This window comes from Magnetococcus sp. PR-3, from assembly GCF_036689865.1.
Taxonomy (GTDB): domain Bacteria; phylum Pseudomonadota; class Magnetococcia; order Magnetococcales; family Magnetococcaceae; genus Magnetococcus.
Genome location: NZ_JBAHUQ010000050.1, coordinates 1 through 17,699 on the forward strand (window position 1 = coordinate 1; position 17,699 = coordinate 17,699).

15 protein-coding genes and 1 tRNA gene are annotated in these 17,699 nt (G+C 50.2%); 1 reads left to right on the forward strand and 15 read right to left on the reverse strand.

Annotated elements, in window-relative coordinates; all coding sequences use genetic code 11:
* Window positions 1-68: 68 nt before the first annotated feature.
* The 6 genes from V5T57_RS19635 to V5T57_RS19660 all read right to left on the reverse strand — a co-directional run bounded on the left by V5T57_RS19635 (window position 69) and on the right by V5T57_RS19660 (window position 6,614).
* On the reverse strand, window positions 69-209 hold the full coding sequence (locus tag V5T57_RS19635) for a hypothetical protein (protein ID WP_332892968.1): 141 nt from the start codon (window positions 207-209) through the stop codon (window positions 69-71).
* A gap of 323 nt (window positions 210-532) precedes the next feature.
* Window positions 533-1,681, reverse strand: coding sequence for a cytochrome-c peroxidase (locus V5T57_RS19640; protein WP_332892969.1), 1,149 nt, complete (start codon window positions 1,679-1,681; stop codon window positions 533-535).
* Between the two features lie 8 nt (window positions 1,682-1,689).
* Window positions 1,690-2,790, reverse strand: a complete 1,101-nt coding sequence (locus tag V5T57_RS19645; RefSeq protein WP_332892970.1) for a DUF1513 domain-containing protein — start codon at window positions 2,788-2,790, stop codon at window positions 1,690-1,692.
* Window positions 2,791-2,793: 3 nt separating this feature from the next.
* A complete protein-coding gene (locus V5T57_RS19650) occupies window positions 2,794-3,867 on the reverse strand; it encodes an imelysin family protein (protein ID WP_332892971.1) in 1,074 nt (357 codons plus the stop codon).
* The gene (locus V5T57_RS19655) at window positions 3,867-5,162 is read right to left on the reverse strand and encodes a di-heme oxidoreductase family protein (RefSeq protein WP_442918245.1); all 1,296 of its coding nucleotides are present in this window, start codon (window positions 5,160-5,162) and stop codon (window positions 3,867-3,869) included. Before V5T57_RS19655 ends, V5T57_RS19650 begins: the two co-directional genes overlap by 1 nt.
* A gap of 192 nt (window positions 5,163-5,354) precedes the next feature.
* Window positions 5,355-6,614 (reverse strand): imelysin family protein, encoded by a 1,260-nt coding sequence (locus tag V5T57_RS19660; protein WP_442918246.1) that lies wholly within the window; start codon window positions 6,612-6,614, stop codon window positions 5,355-5,357.
* 823 nt (window positions 6,615-7,437) lie between these two features.
* Here V5T57_RS19660 and V5T57_RS19665 point away from each other — a divergent pair.
* A complete protein-coding gene (locus tag V5T57_RS19665) occupies window positions 7,438-7,695 on the forward strand; it encodes a hypothetical protein (protein ID WP_332892974.1) in 258 nt (85 codons plus the stop codon).
* A 150-nt stretch (window positions 7,696-7,845) separates the two neighbouring features.
* On the opposite strand, the gene V5T57_RS19670 is transcribed toward V5T57_RS19665, so the two are convergent.
* From V5T57_RS19670 to V5T57_RS19710, 9 genes are all read right to left on the reverse strand, one after another.
* A tRNA-Leu gene (locus V5T57_RS19670) sits at window positions 7,846-7,932 on the reverse strand.
* 77 nt (window positions 7,933-8,009) lie between these two features.
* Complete coding sequence (locus V5T57_RS19675; protein WP_332892975.1) at window positions 8,010-8,759, reverse strand: sulfite exporter TauE/SafE family protein; 750 nt, start codon at window positions 8,757-8,759, stop codon at window positions 8,010-8,012.
* A 216-nt stretch (window positions 8,760-8,975) separates the two neighbouring features.
* Window positions 8,976-9,536, reverse strand: a complete 561-nt coding sequence (locus V5T57_RS19680) for a YqgE/AlgH family protein (protein WP_332892976.1) — start codon at window positions 9,534-9,536, stop codon at window positions 8,976-8,978.
* 4 nt (window positions 9,537-9,540) lie between these two features.
* On the reverse strand, window positions 9,541-10,941 hold the full coding sequence (gene mpl / locus V5T57_RS19685) for a UDP-N-acetylmuramate:L-alanyl-gamma-D-glutamyl-meso-diaminopimelate ligase (RefSeq protein ID WP_332892977.1): 1,401 nt from the start codon (window positions 10,939-10,941) through the stop codon (window positions 9,541-9,543).
* A gap of 375 nt (window positions 10,942-11,316) precedes the next feature.
* Window positions 11,317-11,865: a 1,6-anhydro-N-acetylmuramyl-L-alanine amidase AmpD gene (gene ampD / locus V5T57_RS19690; RefSeq protein ID WP_332892978.1), complete on the reverse strand. Its 549-nt coding sequence runs from the start codon at window positions 11,863-11,865 to the stop codon at window positions 11,317-11,319.
* A 17-nt stretch (window positions 11,866-11,882) separates the two neighbouring features.
* Window positions 11,883-12,113, reverse strand: a complete 231-nt coding sequence (locus tag V5T57_RS19695) for a NifU family protein (RefSeq protein WP_332892979.1) — start codon at window positions 12,111-12,113, stop codon at window positions 11,883-11,885.
* Window positions 12,114-12,168: 55 nt separating this feature from the next.
* On the reverse strand, window positions 12,169-13,440 hold the full coding sequence (locus V5T57_RS19700; RefSeq protein ID WP_332892980.1) for a TolC family outer membrane protein: 1,272 nt from the start codon (window positions 13,438-13,440) through the stop codon (window positions 12,169-12,171).
* Window positions 13,441-13,660: 220 nt separating this feature from the next.
* The gene (speA, locus tag V5T57_RS19705; protein ID WP_332892981.1) at window positions 13,661-15,544 is read right to left on the reverse strand and encodes an arginine decarboxylase; all 1,884 of its coding nucleotides are present in this window, start codon (window positions 15,542-15,544) and stop codon (window positions 13,661-13,663) included.
* A 186-nt stretch (window positions 15,545-15,730) separates the two neighbouring features.
* On the reverse strand, window positions 15,731-17,680 hold the full coding sequence (locus V5T57_RS19710) for a DNA gyrase/topoisomerase IV subunit B (protein ID WP_332892982.1): 1,950 nt from the start codon (window positions 17,678-17,680) through the stop codon (window positions 15,731-15,733).
* Window positions 17,681-17,699 lie beyond the last annotated feature (19 nt).

Sequence of the window (17,699 nt, forward strand, 5' to 3'; positions counted from 1 at the left end):
GCACACAATAAAAAAGGCCATGGGATACAACCCATGACCTTATACCGTACGATGCTGTGAGATAGGAGCTACAGACGTTCCAGCCCCTGGCTCTTGAGCAAGGCAATGAACACAAAAAAGAGTGCAAAGAAAACCAGTGCCACTTTTAAATAAGTATCAGCAGGTTTGGTTTGAGCAAACTCAATGCGTTTTTGTTTCTTTTTGGCCATCACCGAAACACCTATTTACCGACCAAAGACCAAGAGCCTTGGCAAACAGAAAGTCGATATTTATGTCATTTGATCACTCGGAGTGTGCCAGGTTTTCTGTTGGGGGGGAAACAAGCCCAGCTGATCAGACAAACCTTGCGTGATCTGTGATATACTCCGACAGAAGAAAAAAGTCAAGAGCCAGTCAACACAAGGGTTGTAGCCATATAGCCCCCATTTTTTTCTGTTACAGAACCCTGGCCAGACCAAAACAACCACCCACAGCAAAAAGGCCTGACATCCGTCTCAATTTCAGGCCTTTTTTTTCAATAGGATCCAACCGTTTATTGTATATCTCTCTCATAACGCTGATCGGTAAGCGTTTTTAAAAATGCCACCAAAGCATCAATACGCGCATCTTCCAGAGCAGGACCTATTTGTAATTTTTTTAAGGAGAGATTCTCCGCCACTTCCGGCTCTGCCCACTTTTCACCACGCTCCGGGTTGATCTGCCTTTTGGCACTACGACTGTTGTATTTGTTATAGAACAAGATCACCGTCCGCAGATCCTTAAACACGCCGTTATGCATGTAAGGCCCAGTCACAGCGACATTACGCAACGTCGGGGTTTTAAACTTACCCCCTTGGGCAACATCCGACACGGTGGGGTTATCCAATAAGCCTCGATCAACATGGCCAGCTTTGACACCATTTACCGCCCTTAACCTGGTGTTCGCGGGGACACCAATGTTGTGATATTCATAGTTACTAAAGGTCTCCCCTTCAGCAGTGGGTACTTTTTTTAGCTGATGGCACAGATTGCAGTTGGTGAACTGCTGTGAGAAGAACAGGGTCATCCCCAACTCTTCTTGCGTGGTCATCTGATAGGTCCCTTTAAGATAGCGATCATATTTGGCATCAAAAGGGGCAAACACGGCTGTTTTCTCAAAAGCCGCGATACTTTGGGCCATGGCTTGATACGCTTTTTGGGGATCCACAAAAATATCACGTCCATAAAACCGCTTAAATGCCGAGACATAAAGAGGGTTTTCCTGAATACGTGCAACAGTCTGCGCAGGACTATCCATCCCCATTTCAACCGGATTGGTGGGGGGACCTCCTGCCTGATCGGCAAGTTTGGGAGCACGGCCATCGTGAAACTGCCCCCCGACGTACGCGCCATCTTTACGTTGATGAAAGGGCGGGATTAGGGCGGCATAACTGGCCGTTGGGGCATTTCGGTCCCCCAAAGATTGGCCATCATCACCCAGTGAGGCCATACCCCCAACACCGTTGTCCCGACCATCCGCAAAACCCGCATCAGGATCATGACAGGTCGCGCAGGATTGTGTTCGGTTTTGAGAAAGGTTGGTATCAAAAAAAAGCTGTTTACCTAACACCTCCATACGCTCAATGGTCTGTGCAGACCATGCGGGATGTGAAATGGTGAGACACAGCGCCAACAAACCCGTTTTTACAGTACCCTTTAACATCACAAACCTTATAAAGTAATCATATGGTTATCCCAACGAGCACCCGATATCGCCACCGCAGTTTGAGCTTCTATACGGTTTAAACGCCATTGCACCCGCTGTAACTGTCCCTGCCCACTGCTGAGCAAAAACTCCCCAGGACGTTCAGTCGCTGTCACACCACATCCATCCTTTAATGCCACCTGCCCAAGATAGTGGCCATCCACACCACGCCAGAAGGTGGTAAGCCCCCCTTTGGGTGAACTCACCCCAAAACAGCGCCCTGTACAGTCGGCCGCAACAGAACCACAATAGTGACGCATCTGTTTTTGAATGGCGGCCGGTGCTGAGCAGAGCTGTATGGCCTCGCCTCTTTGGTGCAGAGCAACCAGAGGTGGATGATGACGTTTAGAACCCTGATATTGCATCACAAAACAGACACGATCACCCTGCCCTACCGCCAAATGACGAATACTATTTTGATGGAGATCTTGATCAAGATGGTGCTGCTCTAACAGATGACCTGTCTGGGTATCCAGATACACCAGGGAGGGCTGCATACTTGCGAGGTTTAACTTGGCACGTGGAGTATCTGGGTGGGTTAAAATCCCCCCGTTGGCCACAACAAGGGTGCGGCCATCAGCCAGCATGGCAAGGTCATGTGGACCAACACCGTGGCTATCCCACTCCCCAACCTGTTGATAGTTTTGTTGGGCATCCCGTATACCAATAACTCCTCGGCCCTGTGCATAATCATGCTCGGTGGTATAGAGCCAACGCCCATTACTGGAGAAGACGCCATGACCAAACAGATGGCGATCAACCGGTGTTTCTAAAGCATGGCGCACCCGACCTGAAGGCAGCTCAACCACTTGCAAAAAACGGCCAGGGCGCCGAGCGATTTGAACCACTGTATGACCATGGGGATGCAGGGCCATACCATGGCCACGGGCCGGTAACGCTTGTTCAAAGTGTATGTGGCCAGTGGCATCCATGGCCGCAAGCGCATACCCTTTTCCCCGACGATGATACGCACTCAGGTACACGCTGTTAGGAACAGCCGCATGACTTGATGGGGCCAGTAGCATCGCCCCCCCAGCCAGCATGAGTTGTCGCCGGGTTAGCTGCATGGCTTAGTCTCCATCCAAACTATTAAATCCCAAAGGAACATGGATCATTCCCGGTAGTTTTTCACCAATGAGCTGCTGTAACTCAGAGACATGCTGTTGAAAAGCCATAAGCTGAGCACGCTGCTCTGGATCTTTGACCATAGGAGGAAGTGGCCCCTTCAACGAGGCGATCCTCTCAATGGCATCTTTGAAAGACTGGGTGATCTCACGATTCAGCGCATCTCCACTGGGGTGGGTAAGAACGGCGGTAGAAAAACCCACGTGATAGAGATCTTGACTACTGATCAGGTTAAGCTTGATGTTCTTGAGGGCACGGGCGCTACGCCAAGACTCGGCCCGTTTGGGTTTAGCCCGCTTGATGGATTTATCCAATGGCCGACCAAGTTTCATCTCCACCACACGCTGCAGTTGTGTATGGAGTTGATTAAGCAGTATGGAAGCAACCTCTATATCTGACTCATAGCTATCATTACCACCCTTAGCTGTAGCGATTTCATGACGCCCTTGCCCCTGCTTCCAATCCCCATGTAATGCCGTAGAGATCTGTATAAGATTACGGCTGATCGCTTGACTTAACTGACAGAGATAAAGCCCCTCCCCATCTTTTTTCAGCAGGTTTGGTTTTTTTGCAAACAGCAGCCGTTCCAAAACACTCAAGCCCTGCACGGCCACACTGTTGTGGCGAAATCTCTCTGGGGTGAGCACCGCATAATCTTGCTTGGCACGCATACGCCGTAGTTGTTTGGCCCCGGTATTGTGTTTATCAGGCCACATAAAAAAACGGTGATGGCGCAAAAACAGCTCCGCAGGACCAAAACGCATATGTTCAATCTTCTGCCATGCATCCATGACAGCATGAAACCCCTGTTTAGCTTGTTCTAAGTGCTGAACAGAAGGCTGCTGGCAGAGTGTAAAAATGGCCGGCTGCAACCCTTGGCTGCTTTGCTGTAAAGCAGCATATCGCGGAACGATATAACGATCCACCACATTAAGGTTACTGCTGGACCAATCCGAATAGGCGGTGATGGGAAAACCGAGCAGTACCATAACCCACAGATATTTTATGATGTGCACCATTACAGCCCTTTCAAAAAGCTCAACAGAGCTTGACGTTGCTTCTTATTCATGGCCACAACCCGATCTTTGGCCTGTTGTGCCTCACCGCCATGCCAGAGGATCGCCTCTAACAAGCTACGAGCTCGGCCATCATGTAGATAGTAGCGGTTGGGGTTAACCACCCCTGTTAAACCAATGCCCCATAGCGGGGGGGTGCGCCACTCGTGACCATCGGCTTGGGCCTCTGGTCGATTATCGGCCAAATCTTGCCCCATATCGTGGAGCAATAAATCCGTATACGGCTGAATAGATTGCCCTGCTAGAGTCGGCTCCACCCCATCGCTTGCCGTGGTATAGCTTGGTTTGTGGCAGGCATGACACCCTGCCTGCTTGAAGAGGAGACGCCCTTCTTGATGCTGTGCATTCTGCGGGGATAACCGAGGCTTAGGCACAGCGATATGGCGGGTATAGTGCGCTATCAAGTCACTTACTTTTCGGGGAATTTCAAGATTCTCAAATTGTGGCGAATTCCCATCTGGGGCTTTTTGGCAGGCGGGCTGTCGCTTCGTACAATCCCCATAACCGGCCTGATGGTTTGGCACAGACAACCCTAAATCTCCTGCGGCAGCCCCCTGAGATTGCGCATCAACGGTCGCATGGCCTGCTTTCCAGCCAAAGCGTCCAATCATCATTCGCTTTTTTGTACCTTCCCAGACTCGGTTAACACGCCCTGAGATACCATCCCCATCGTTATCATCCGGATCAGCCATCGCTTCAATGTCAGAGGCTGCAATGGCCTCTAGCAACCCAAGCCCCACCATAGGGGGGGCCAAACGTGGAGAGATCATGGTTTGCGGATGCAAAGGACCATACCCGAGTTTGGAAATACCGTAGGTTGGTGTACGCAGTGAAACCTGCTCACCATCCGATAATGTAATGGATGATTCCTGATAGGTCAGTTTCAGCTCCCCTTCAATGTTATGCCCTTGTAGCGCAAAGTTTTGAAGTTGGCTTCCATAGGTTGGTTCTGGAATCACCGAAAGATGCCCAGAAGCCAGTTGCTGTTTTTGTCGCTCGGTGGTGGGAGGCACGCTTAAACGCAAAAAAAGCGAAATGGCCTTTTCACCCGGCTTAGGGGGGGCACCACGCCCATTATTAATATGGCAACTCCGACAGGCCCATGCATTAAAGAGCGGTCCTAATCCATCTGCTGCCTGGGTAGATGCCGGGGCAGAAACCCATAACCGCTTAAAAAACCCATGACCGACTCGAAAATCCATCGCAGCTTCTGGTGTTAACCCAGGAGTAGACTGCATAAATGCTTGCTTGAGAGAGGAGGCCGATCCATAAGCCGGCACATCTGTTTGAGCCCCCCCCAGGGAAGAGCCCAAAAAAAAGGTTATGACACTCACCACAGGCACAGACAACAAGGGTCTCATGTAGGTAATCAACCTTTAAAGGTAGGGTCCGGTGCCCGTTCATACAGACACCGGACCTAATCAAGCGGGTTATTGAACTTTATGGGGAGCATCTAGGCTATCAGAACCTTCAATAGCAACACCGTTGACACCAAGCGCCGTAACCGCTTTTTCAATGGATTTGGTTTGAGCAACCAGTGCATGCACAGCATCCATAATTTTCTTATTACCCTGCGTATTCCCCGCATCCAGCAGTTGATCATACGCTTCACCATGGATCTGGGCAGAATCCGTCAGGACCTGCATCTTCTCCAGGGTGATATTGAGCTTGGTGCGCAACATCAGATCAACCCCAACATCTTTGGCTGCAACCAGCTGGGAAAGACTAGGTCCTTTGAGTAAAGAACCATCAATGCGGCGATAGCTACCGGTATAGACATTACGAATACCCAGGGCATCATAGTAGTGGCTGTAATGGGTGTTATCGCTAAAGCAATCATGCTCTTCTTCAGGATCATGAAGCATGACACCAAGCTTCATACGCTCACCAGCCAGCTCACCATATGAAAGGGATCCCATACCGGTAAGAATGGTCACAATGCCCTCTTTATGATCCCCCTTAAGTAGTACCTGACGAGCTTGCCCCTTATCGGTCCACTGCTCAGTCATCCAAGCAAGATCATCAATCAGCAGCTCTGTTGCGACCTTCAAATAAGCGCCACGCCGATCACAATTACCACCTGTACAGTTGTTGGTATCAAAATCGGTTGCAGGGCGATTACCCGCCCCTGCGGCGGTACCATTAAGATCTTGCCCCCACAGCAGAAACTCAATGGCGTGATAACCCGTTGCCACATTGGCCTCAACACCTTCCATTTCATGCAGTGTCTCAGCCAGCAGCTTTTTGGTGATGTTGGTCGCATCAACAACTTGCCCATTGACCATCAACTTTGGGTTGGCAATAAGGTTGGCCGTGTACTGGGGGTTTTCATCCGACTCATCCCCATAACTGTTTGCCACATAGTCGATCAACCCTTCATCCAAGGGCCATGCATTCACCTTGCCCTCCCACGCATCAACAATGGCATTACCAAACCGGTAGGCCTCTGTCTGCTGATAAGGCACACGGGCTAACTTCCAAGCACTGCGTGCGGCAATAAGGTTACCTTGCGTTGGCTGTGCAACTAACTGCTTGACCGCCCCTTGTAAACCTTCTGCCGTTAACAGGGCATCCTGGTACATGGCATGTGCCAGATCAGCATAGTGGCTTAAGACCTGTTCAGCCTTGGGCGCGGTTATAGACGCTGGCATATGCTGCTTAACTTCACCAGCCTGGGCACCCACGCTCATTAGGGTCATCACCGTTCCTGCCACCAAAGAGAGAGAGTTCTTCATCCATTTTCCTCTGTTATATCTCGTTCAAACATACCTACTCGGCATGAAAGATGGTTATTCCACCTAAGGCGGCACCCCTTCGGTGATTCAATGGACACCTAATTTACCTTTTTGATAATGATTGTCAATTAGATTCTAATTCTCATCTAACGACAAATTCAGACGTCAGATACGCTTTCTATTTATCGCCACCATGCCAAAACGGATAAGAGAAACAGACAAGCCTCAAAGACCAAGGCATAACCCTATGAATAAATGTCGATATCAATAAAGAACAGCTTGTGGCATAGCGTGCATAACCTTCAAATTTATTGTGTCTGTTTACGAGATGCCATCTATTCAAAAAGGCGAGATCTATCTGAAGTAATCCACACACATCATGTGCTGAGTCCTCCAGACACAAGCACACTCTGACTTAACAAGGATCACGCGCAATGCGGCCGCAACACCATGATTAAGAACAATATATATCACACGATGATAGATACGTTTTCTCTAAGATTCGCGCACATATTCAACAAGCGCTTTGGCATCTGCCTTACTGAGCTGGCTAGACAGCCCTGTAAGCTCTCATTTCACACATCAGGCAAGAATTCACGCTAGATTGGATTGAAATGACAGCTCTGCAGATAATATAGGACTAAATTTGAACCATTTTAGCTATGCAGGAATCTATAACTTTACGCTGTTCGCAAACACACAGGCGCAGCATAGAGGGCTAACAACGCACATATGCGTGTTAGGCGCACCTGAATGGATTTTATTGAGGAGAATGGGAATGATTGACCGCAAAACGGTTTATGATTTTTGGGCGAGCCATCCTCATACGGTTGGCGCACTATCCAATACCAATGGGCATGTCACTATTTTTACCCACTTAGACATGGAAGCAGACTCAACCGACCGCACGGATGTTGAGCATTTAATTCATGAAGTGACTGAGTGGTGGAGGCAGCATGGTGAATATATGGAGAGCTGCACCATAACGCCTTACCATGGTCACCCCAAAGCGAAGACCATTGCTGTATCGTGTTAAGCAAACCTCACGAACACTCGTGAGATAACGCACAACGCTCCATAAAGCGCGCCCAACCCGGCCATTCGGACGGGTTTACATGGGGTGCTGAAAGCGCTTTAAACGCAAAAACGGGTTAGCATCTAATGATGCTAACCCGTTGATATATCTTGGTGCCCAAGGGGAGAGTCGAACTCCCACGTCCGTTAGGACACTAGAACCTGAATCTAGCGCGTCTACCAATTCCGCCACCTGGGCATCAGGCGTTGAGGTGCCTGATTATACGGATATCGGTCACAGGGTCAAGCGGTTTTTGTAGCACCTTTTACTTTTTTTCACTGCTCACTACAAAGCCCTGTAACACATGGCAAATCTGCCTGCATTGACTCAGGAACCATCAATAAACCATGCGGATCCATCCAGTAACTGGCCACCCCCATAACCACCAATGCCCAGCCTGCTACCGTCTGCCAACGCATACGCACGCGCTGCATACGCTTAACCGCTAAACCAATGCCCAACATGGCTGGCAACGTACCCGCGCCAAAGAGTGCCATACGTAAACCACTCTCCCAAACACTGGCTGCGCTCAAGCTCCAAAACAGAGCCGCATAGACAAATGCACAAGGCAACCAACCCCAGATCAAACCAAATAACAGGGCAACACCAGGATTACGAATAGGCAATAAGCGACGGCTAGATGGCTCTAACCTCTTCCATAATGGCTTACCAAGCCGCTCCACCCCTGCAAACCAGTGCGCTTTGCCCGCTAGGTAGAGACCCATAAAAACCAAGATCCCTGCCGCCAAAGCACGCAAAATCTCATGGGCACTGTTACCAGGCACATAGGCCATAAGCTGCTGCCCAACCAACCCCAGCAACAACCCCATAAAGATGTAGCTGAAGACACGACCCATATTGGCCGCAAACAGGTACCCTAACCGTTTAAACACCCCCATCTGTTCCCAGCCAGGAATGCCAAAAGCAATGGCACCCATAATCCCCCCACACATGGCTGTGCAGTGGATGGTGCTAAACACCCCCAGGAGAAACGGGACCGTTATTTCAGAAAGCGGTAAGTTCATAATGTTCCAACTGTGCTTTAGTTATACCGTAGCCTTCATCTCACCGTTCACAAAAGACACACCGCCAACGGCAAAAAACCCAAGCCAAAAAACAGAACAGGATCAAAAACCAAGTTACCGTTTTTCAACGCTTGGGGACGAGTACTCACAGATAATATGTAATGAATAAAAAAATGGAAAACCGCACACGACCCTATAGTCCAGTTTTGGTCATGACTAATTGGCAAACCCATGAGAGCTGTCCACCAACAGACTAGGATCAATGCCCATACTGCGTATGGCCGCCTCCCAACGGTGCCCATAGTCCAATTCAAACAGGATGTTACGTTGAGCTTCACACACCAACCAGCTGTTTTCCTGAAGCTCCACTTCTAACTGCCCTTCATCCCAACCCGCATAACCCAAGGCAAACAAAAAACGCTCATGGGCACCATCACGCCCCATAAGACGTATAATATCTGGATTGGTCCCCATAAACAGATCGGGTTGAACCTCTATAATACCAGGAAGCTCCAAAGACTCTTCAAACAGAACAAAACCCTGTTCTGGTGAAACAGGCCCCCCCATATAAACCCGGTCCACACCCTCTCGCTGCCAATCAACCTCTAAATGTTGGGACATCTCACGCATACTGGTCTCCAAAGGCTGATTGATCACCACCCCCAAAGCACCTTCCTCATTATGCGCGCACAGATAGACCACCGTGCGCTCAAAATAAGGATCCGCCAGTGTCGGTACTGCAATCAAAAATCGACCAGCCAGAGAGGCACCATCCATCGCCCTACCCCGCGTTTTGCTTTTTCATCAAATCTTCCAACTTAAGATGCACCCCATCAAAACCACCGTTACTCATAACCAGCAGGTGATCCCCACTACGCAGGTCCTCACCCACCATTTGAACGATGCTCTCTACATCCTCTGCCACCCGTGCCCAACTGAGCCCGGCACGGTTGATTTCATTCACCACACCATCCACATTCAACAGTTCATCACGCTCCAAGCGCTGGTCATTGGGACGGGCAATAATCACCCGATCCGCCTCACGCAGTACGTTGGCCAAACGTGATTGGTGAATTTGGCGACGCATGGTATTGGAACGGGGTTCCAAAATAGCCCAAATACGATCCATACCAACCTTGGCACGCAGACCCGCTAGTGTCGTACGAATGGCTGTCGGGTGGTGTGCAAAATCATCATACAGGGTAATGCCTGCCAATTGTGCACGAATCTGTAACCGTCGGGCGACCCCACCAAACCCTTCCAGGCCAGCCTTCACAATATCCGGCGCCATCCCATGTTCCAGTGCAGCAGCAGCTGTCGCCAAACCATTGTAGATATTATGCATACCCACCTGGTTCCAGTTAACCTGAAAAAGCTCACGCTCTTCTTTGATCAATGTCCACTGGCTGCCATCTTTTTGATTAAGCTTAGCCCGGTAGTGATAGTTACCATTAATCCCATAATAAAGTACGGGGCTATGGGCATATTCCGCCAGCTTCGTTACCTCTTCATCATCCCCATTGATCAAGACAATACCGGACTGTGGAACGGTACGTAATAAGAGGCGAAACTGTACCCGAATGGCTTCTAAATCTGGATAAATATCCGCATGATCAAACTCAAGATTATTCAGAATGAGAGTACGGGGACGATAGTGGAGGAATTTTGGGCGTTTATCATAAAAAGCCGTGTCGTACTCATCCCCCTCCACAATCACCCAAGGACCTTTGGGAAAACGGCTGCCACGGCCAAAATCGGCAGGAATACCACCAATGAGAAATCCAGGGGCCCAACCGGCCTCTTCCCACACACGCGCAAGCATAGAGGATGTGCTGGTTTTGCCGTGGGTTCCCGTTGCAACAATGGGATGACGCCCCTCTAAAACAAATTTGTAGAACCACTCAGCGCCCGACATATAGGGCAAGCCACTCTCCATCAAGGCTTCCAGCTCAGGATTACCCCGAGAAATGGCATTACCCACCAGGGTTAAATCAGGCTCTGGGTTCAGGTTATCAGCCGAGAAACCATCCATCAGCTCAATCCCTTCCTGCTCCAGGAAGGTACTCATAGGCGGGTAGACGCCGGCATCAGAGCCTGTCACATGCCAACCATCCGCTTTGGCCAAAGCCGCAAGGTTGGCCATGGCGGTTCCGCAGATTCCTATGACATGCAAATGTACCATGATGGGTATCTCTTCTGATATTTACGTGGATAAAGGGACAGCATGAAAAGAGGGATTAACACGCTTAACCTCAAACCGTTTTTAAACCTTCACAACACACCCAAGGATGTATCAACAAACCACTTCGTCATACATACCTACAGGGTAGAGGCTCTTCAATGACATCAACCCACGTCATCTGAGGAACGGTTACGCCTCGACCTGAACATCACTCCACATGATCATCATCACACGGGAGCACTCACCTTAACCGGATGGGCCCACGCACAGAGCCCCCTAACAATCTTTAAAGAAATGCAATCCTATCCATAAACTGAGCGCACAACCCGAAGCTCATGAAGAGAGATCTGGTTTGATAAAATTGATTCAGCCAGATCAGCAAATGGGGAGATCTGGCACACTTACCGTATTCAGTTCTTGGTTCAATTGCTCCCACTGAAACTGCGGACCAGGGTCCCACTTACGACCTGGTGCAATATCTTCATGGCCCGCCATATCTGTAAGGTGTGGCAATTGCGTTTGTAACTGCTTGGTTAACTGAGCCAGACGCGTATATTGAATGGGTTCAAAAGGGTGGGACTCATCCCCTTCCATCTCCACACCAACTGAAAAGTCGTTACACCGTTCTCGACCCTTCCACACACTCACCCCAGCATGCCAAGCCCGTTTGGAGATCGGAACATATTGGGTAATCTCACCCTGACGGGAGATTAAAAAATGTGCCGCAACACGGAGATGGGCAATCTCAGCAAAAAAAGGGTCCCCAGCAGCATCTAGCGTTCCAGTAAAGAGCTGGTCAATCCATGGTCCACCAAACTGGCCGGGTGGAAGGCTGATGGCATGCACCACCAGCAGATCCACCGTCACACCATCCGGCCTTGTATCATAGTGCTCTGAAGCGACAAACCGATAGGGAATAGCCATAAACCGCTCAAGAGAACTTACTGAAAAGGAACATTCTCAACAGAATGAACTTCAGGGATACGCTCTTTCATTAAGCGCTCAATACCACCCTTCAAAGTCATCATAGCACCGGGGCAGCTACCACATGCACCGCGCAAACGCACCTGAACAATCATATCATCCGTGACATCAACAAACTCAACATCACCACCATCCCGCTGCAACATGGGACGAATCTCTTCCAATACGGCTAGAATCTTCTCTTTCATCTTCACAAACCTTTCAAACACCCCATGGGTGTGGTCAAACCAAACAAACCACCTATTAAGAACCAAGACCCAAATTTTGCAAGGTTAGTTCACCAGTGGCACTCAGGAGACGAAAACGGGCCAGGATGACATTAAAGCGCTGCTTGGCCAGATCGGTCTCATTTCTAAACACCTCGTTTTGCTGATCCAGCAGATCCAGCGCGGTACGCGTACCCACTTGGAACTCCTGCTCCACCCCGTCTAACGCATCTGTTGAAGCCGACAGGGCAGCCTCAAAGGAGGTAACAACGGCACGGGCACTGTGATAATTCAACAGAGCCTCTTCAACTTCCCGCCGAACCTGCAACACGGTACTGTCCAGATCTGAACGACCTGAGGCCAGATCATGCTTGGCCTTGCGCACACCAGACTGGGTACCACCACCTTCATAAACAGGGACCTCCGCCGTTAAAACAAAAGCATAATAGCGGGAATCATGCGTGCGCGCTGCGGTTTCTGAATCATCGGTAAACGTACCGGTTGCACTGAAGGTCAAGGTCGGATAATGACCTGCTTTTGCAAAGGCCACATCCATTTGAGAGACCTTTAAACGCTCACGTGCGGCTTTCAGATCAGGGCGGCTTTTCTCAGCAACAGAGATCAAATCATCCAGATCCCGGTTCATCAGAGCATCATTAATCTCTGGTACCGGCATCTGATCCGCAGGTGACAGGCCAACCACTTCACGATATTTGGCCTTGGAGACACTCACCGCGTTTTGATTACTCTTAACCTCAGCTTCGGCACTGGCCACACGCGCTTCGGCCTGACGCACGTCTGTACGGGTTGTCTCCCCCACCTCAAACCGTGCTCGGGTCGCTTCTAACTGGCTATTGGTTACCTTAAGGTTATTGGCCGAAAGACTGGCCACTTCCATCGCTTCCAATAGATCCACATAGGCCTCAGCCACGCTGAGGATGGTATCTTGCAGTTTATCCTGCACATCATCTTTAGCGGCAACCACAAAGGGCTGAGACTGACGATGGGCAACAAACAACTGTTTATTATAAACCGGCTGGGTTAACGCCATGGTCAGAGCCAGTGGATCAGACCGGCTGTTGGTTTCATGATATCGGGTCGCGGTGTGGGTGACCGATGATGTGAGCTTGACCTCAGGCCGCAACGCCGCCACGGTCGTGGCCGGTTGTTCTTTGGCACTGTCAAGAGATGCACGGATGCTGCGCATATCTGGATTTACCTTTAAGGCATGCTCCACGGCAGCCTCAAAGGGATGCATCCCTTCGGCATGCAACGACCCCAAAGGGGTTGCGGCTAGCAATGCTGCCAAAAGGGCCCACCGCGCGGGTTTCATCATTTTATTCAATACACACAGACGGGACTTTTGAGCCACAGTCTCTCTCCAACCTAGCACTTAAAAGAGGGGATTTCACTGACTGTAAACGCAAGTCAGTGAGCCATCATACCCAGAACAAGCAGAAAAATCTTGGGACAAAGCGTGGTGAATGCAAAATCCCTTCCTGCAAAAGAAAATAGGTTCTCTGCCCCCATTATGAACGTGCGGTTAGATAAGGAAAACCTTGGGCCAACCGACGATAGGTGGTGAGAAAAGCGTGCACACGATCATCATCACACGCTTGTTTTGCCAAACGTCTAACATCCACATAGAGATCGCTGGGATCGTAAGAGACCGCTTTAAGTACATCCACACAACGCTGCCCACGCCTGACCATAGGTTGGGCCATGCGCCCATCCGCCTCCTGCCGAACCTCCACCACATGGGTATCCCCAAAAAGGTTATGCAGATCGCCCAATATCTCCTGGTAAGCCCCCACTAAGAAGAACCCCAAACGATAACATTCACCCGGCATAGGGTGGTGTAGCGGTAGCGTGGCATTTTCCCCTTGAGCACCAATAAAACGCTTAATTTGACCATCTGAGTCACAGGTTAAATCTTGCAAAATGGCCTCGGCTTTGGGGGCCTCATGTAAACGCTGGATCGGCATCACAGGAAAAAGCTGGTTAATGGCCCACGTATCCGGCAGCGATTGAAACATGGAAAAATTGGCCAGATAGCGCTCACTAACATAACCTTGTAGACGCGACTCTGGCCTAGGATCACGCCCTTTGGCCGCATGAACCAAGCGTGCCAAATGCACCATCGCCCGTTCAGCCATACCCCTGGCTTTTAAGTCTAACCGACCAAGCACAAACCCCTGTTTGATCGCCTCAAAGAGCGACAGCGCCTGTGCCCAGATCACATCTGCACGGGCTTGATCAAACTCAGCTACCAAGGTGTGTAAAGTCTGCACTTCTGGAGCCTGCTCGGGAATATATTCAGGGTCAGGATCTCGCCCTTCAGGCTCACTCCAACCCATCACCTCAACCACCAACACAGCGTGGGGCGCGGTTAACGCACGCCCACTCTCGGTAATCACATGAGGCTCCGGCACACCCTCCGCTCGGCACCCTTCGGCCAGCGTCCCAAGCAACGTATCGGCATAATCTCCCAGCGAATAATTTGCACTGCATGGGGCGCTATTACCCAACCCTTCATAATCCACCCCCAACCCACCCCCAACATCGACATAGGCGATGGGGCAGCCCAACTGCCGTAGCTCCAGATAAAAGCGGGCAATCTCCTGCACACTCTGCTTAATCACATGCAGCTGTGAGATTTGTGAGCCCTGGTGCATATGCAACAAGGTTAAGCAATCAATCATCTCTTCGTGCTTTAGCCGCCGCACAGCCTGGAGTATCTCAGCAGCGGTTAACCCAAATTTGGAAAAACCACCGGCTGACTCCGACCACAACCCGACCCCTTCGGTCAGCAACTTGGCGCGCAGGCCCAGGTTAGGTCTGATATGCAACCCCTTGGCCTGGTCAATAATGGGATCCAACTCTTCAAGACGATCCACCACCAAATAGATGGGAAACCCCAAACCCATCGCCTGCAAAGCAAGCTCGATATAATCCTGATCTTTATAGCCATTACAGATAATCAAAGGTGCCCGGTCCATATAAGCCAGAGCAATCACCAACTCCGGTTTAGATCCAACTTCCAGCCCCATTGGCACGGCACCAGAGATCACATCAGAGACAACCTGACTATCCTGGTTCACTTTTATGGGATAAACACCTTGATAGTTTCCGGTATAACTCAGACGACCACGGGACTCGGCAAAAGCACGATTTAAACGGGCAATACGGTCATGCAAAATGCCTTCAAAGCGGACCAGCATAGGCCCCTGAAAGCCCATAGCCTCCACATCATCCACCAGTTTCGGTAAATTAATGGCTGTGAGGTGGGGCTGTGACCCGGGCATGACACAGAGATCTCCGCCCTGGTCAATTGAGAGGTAACCCAATCCCCAACCAGCGGTATTATAGAGCACGGAACTTTGTGTGGTAGACCAACAGGTTTCTGAAGCCATAACCAGCCCCAAGAAGAAAGGAGATCAAAAGACAAGGTTCAAACGTCACACTTAAGGCAGAGATACAAGCCCTGTTTCAAATGGATCCAGCCAGATAAAAGCGGGGTGGTCACCGTTAAGAATGCCCCTTACACTACCGAACCAAACGGTAGATAGGGGGACGATACACCTTCCGGCACCGGATCATTAAATATCCAGCGCCTCTTTCGCAAAGTCAGCATGTTCTTGAATAAATTTAAAGCGTTCAGCAGGCCGTTTACCCATAAGACGGTCAAAGGTATTGCTGGTCACCTTATCATCATCCACCATCACCCGTAACAAACGCCGAGTAGAAACTTTCATGGTGGTCTCTTTAAGCTGTGCGGGGGGCATTTCGCCCAAACCTTTAAAGCGAGAGATATCTACCTTAGCATTTGGCTTTGATCGGGTTAAGCGGCTAATAACACGTTCTTTTTCATGCTCATCCAGGGCATAGATACTCTCTTTTCCTACCGTGACTTTAAAGAGCGGTGGCTGTGCGAGGTAGAGGTGCCCACGGTGAACCAGGTCGGGCATAAAGCGATAAAAGAAGGTGAGCAAGAGTGAAGCAATGTGTGCCCCATCCACATCCGCATCGGTCATAATGATAATGCGGCCATAACGCAGTGCCGTGATATCAAACCCTTTACCCACACCACAACCAATGGCTGTGGCCAGAGCTTGAACCTCGGCATTTTTCTCAAACTTCTCCGTATTGGCCTGCTCAACGTTAAGAATTTTACCCCGTAGTGGCAAAATAGCTTGCGTATGCCGATCTCTCGCCTGCTTGGCGGAGCCACCCGCAGAATCACCCTCCACAATAAACAGTTCGGTAAAGTCCGGATCGGTTTTAATACAATCGGTCAATTTACCAGGAAGGGTCAGACGGCTTGTTGGGGTTTTTCGCTTAATGGTGGCTGATTTCTTACGACGGTTAATACGTTCCTGCGCCCGCAGGATCATAGCATCAACCAGCTGGGTTGCCCGCTCCGGCTGGCCGTGCAACCAATGGTCAAGATTATCCTTAATGGCATTCTCAACCAAGCGGCTAACATTGGTATTGGTCAGCTTATCTTTCGTCTGGCCGGCAAATTGAGGATCTGGGATGAACAGAGAGATAACCCCCATCATGCCCCCCATAATATCCTCACCCGTCAGAGCAACATTTTTGGGCATCATGTTGCGAGAGTCCGCAAATTCACGCATCCCTTTAAGCAGTGCTGAACGAAAACCCGCCTCATGCACACCGCCATCCGGGGTTGGCACCGTATTACAGTGGCTACGCAGACGAGATTCATCCACCTCATCCCACAAAATAGCCCACTCAATACGGCTTTTACCCTCATCCCCAATACCGGTGATACGCCCCTCAAAGGGATCCGCCACCACCAGATGACTCTCTTTGGAAATTTCCCGAATAAAATCAGACAAACCATTGGGAAAATGGAACTGAATCTCTTCTCCCTTGGCTTCCAGTTTAACGGTTAAACGCACGCCACGCTGGAGATAGGCCCGAGAGCGGCACATCTCGACAAGACGGTCTGGATTTAGAATGGTACTGGGAAAAATCTCAGGATCGGGTTGAAAGTGAACCGACGTACCACGCCGCCGACTTTCATCCCCTTTACAGACAGGGTTCTCAACTTTGCCGCGACTAAAGCGGGCATTCCAACGGTGGCCATCCCGGTTAACCACCACATCCGTCCAGACGGAGAGCGCTGTAACCGCACAAACCCCAACACCATGAAGACCTGCAGAGGTGGCATAAGAGTCGTTATTGAACTTGCCGCCAGAGTGCAGAGTGGTAAAGACCACCTCCAGGGCAGATTGATCAGGATAGCGTGGGTGGGGCGCAACAGGAATGCCCCGCCCATTGTCTTGGATACTGACTGAGCCATCTTTATGGAGGGTCATGGTGATTTTATCCGCATGCCCCTCCCCGGCTTCATCCATGGAATTATCCAACACTTCGGCCACCAAATGATGCAATGCCCGAAGATCGGTACCACCAATGTACATGCCAGGGCGCTTGCGGATACCCTCAAGCCCCTCCAAAACCTCAATTTGTGACGCGTCGTAACTCTCGGTCATGGCACCATCGAACGATAATGGGCGCACGGCGCCCCTGAACACCTGA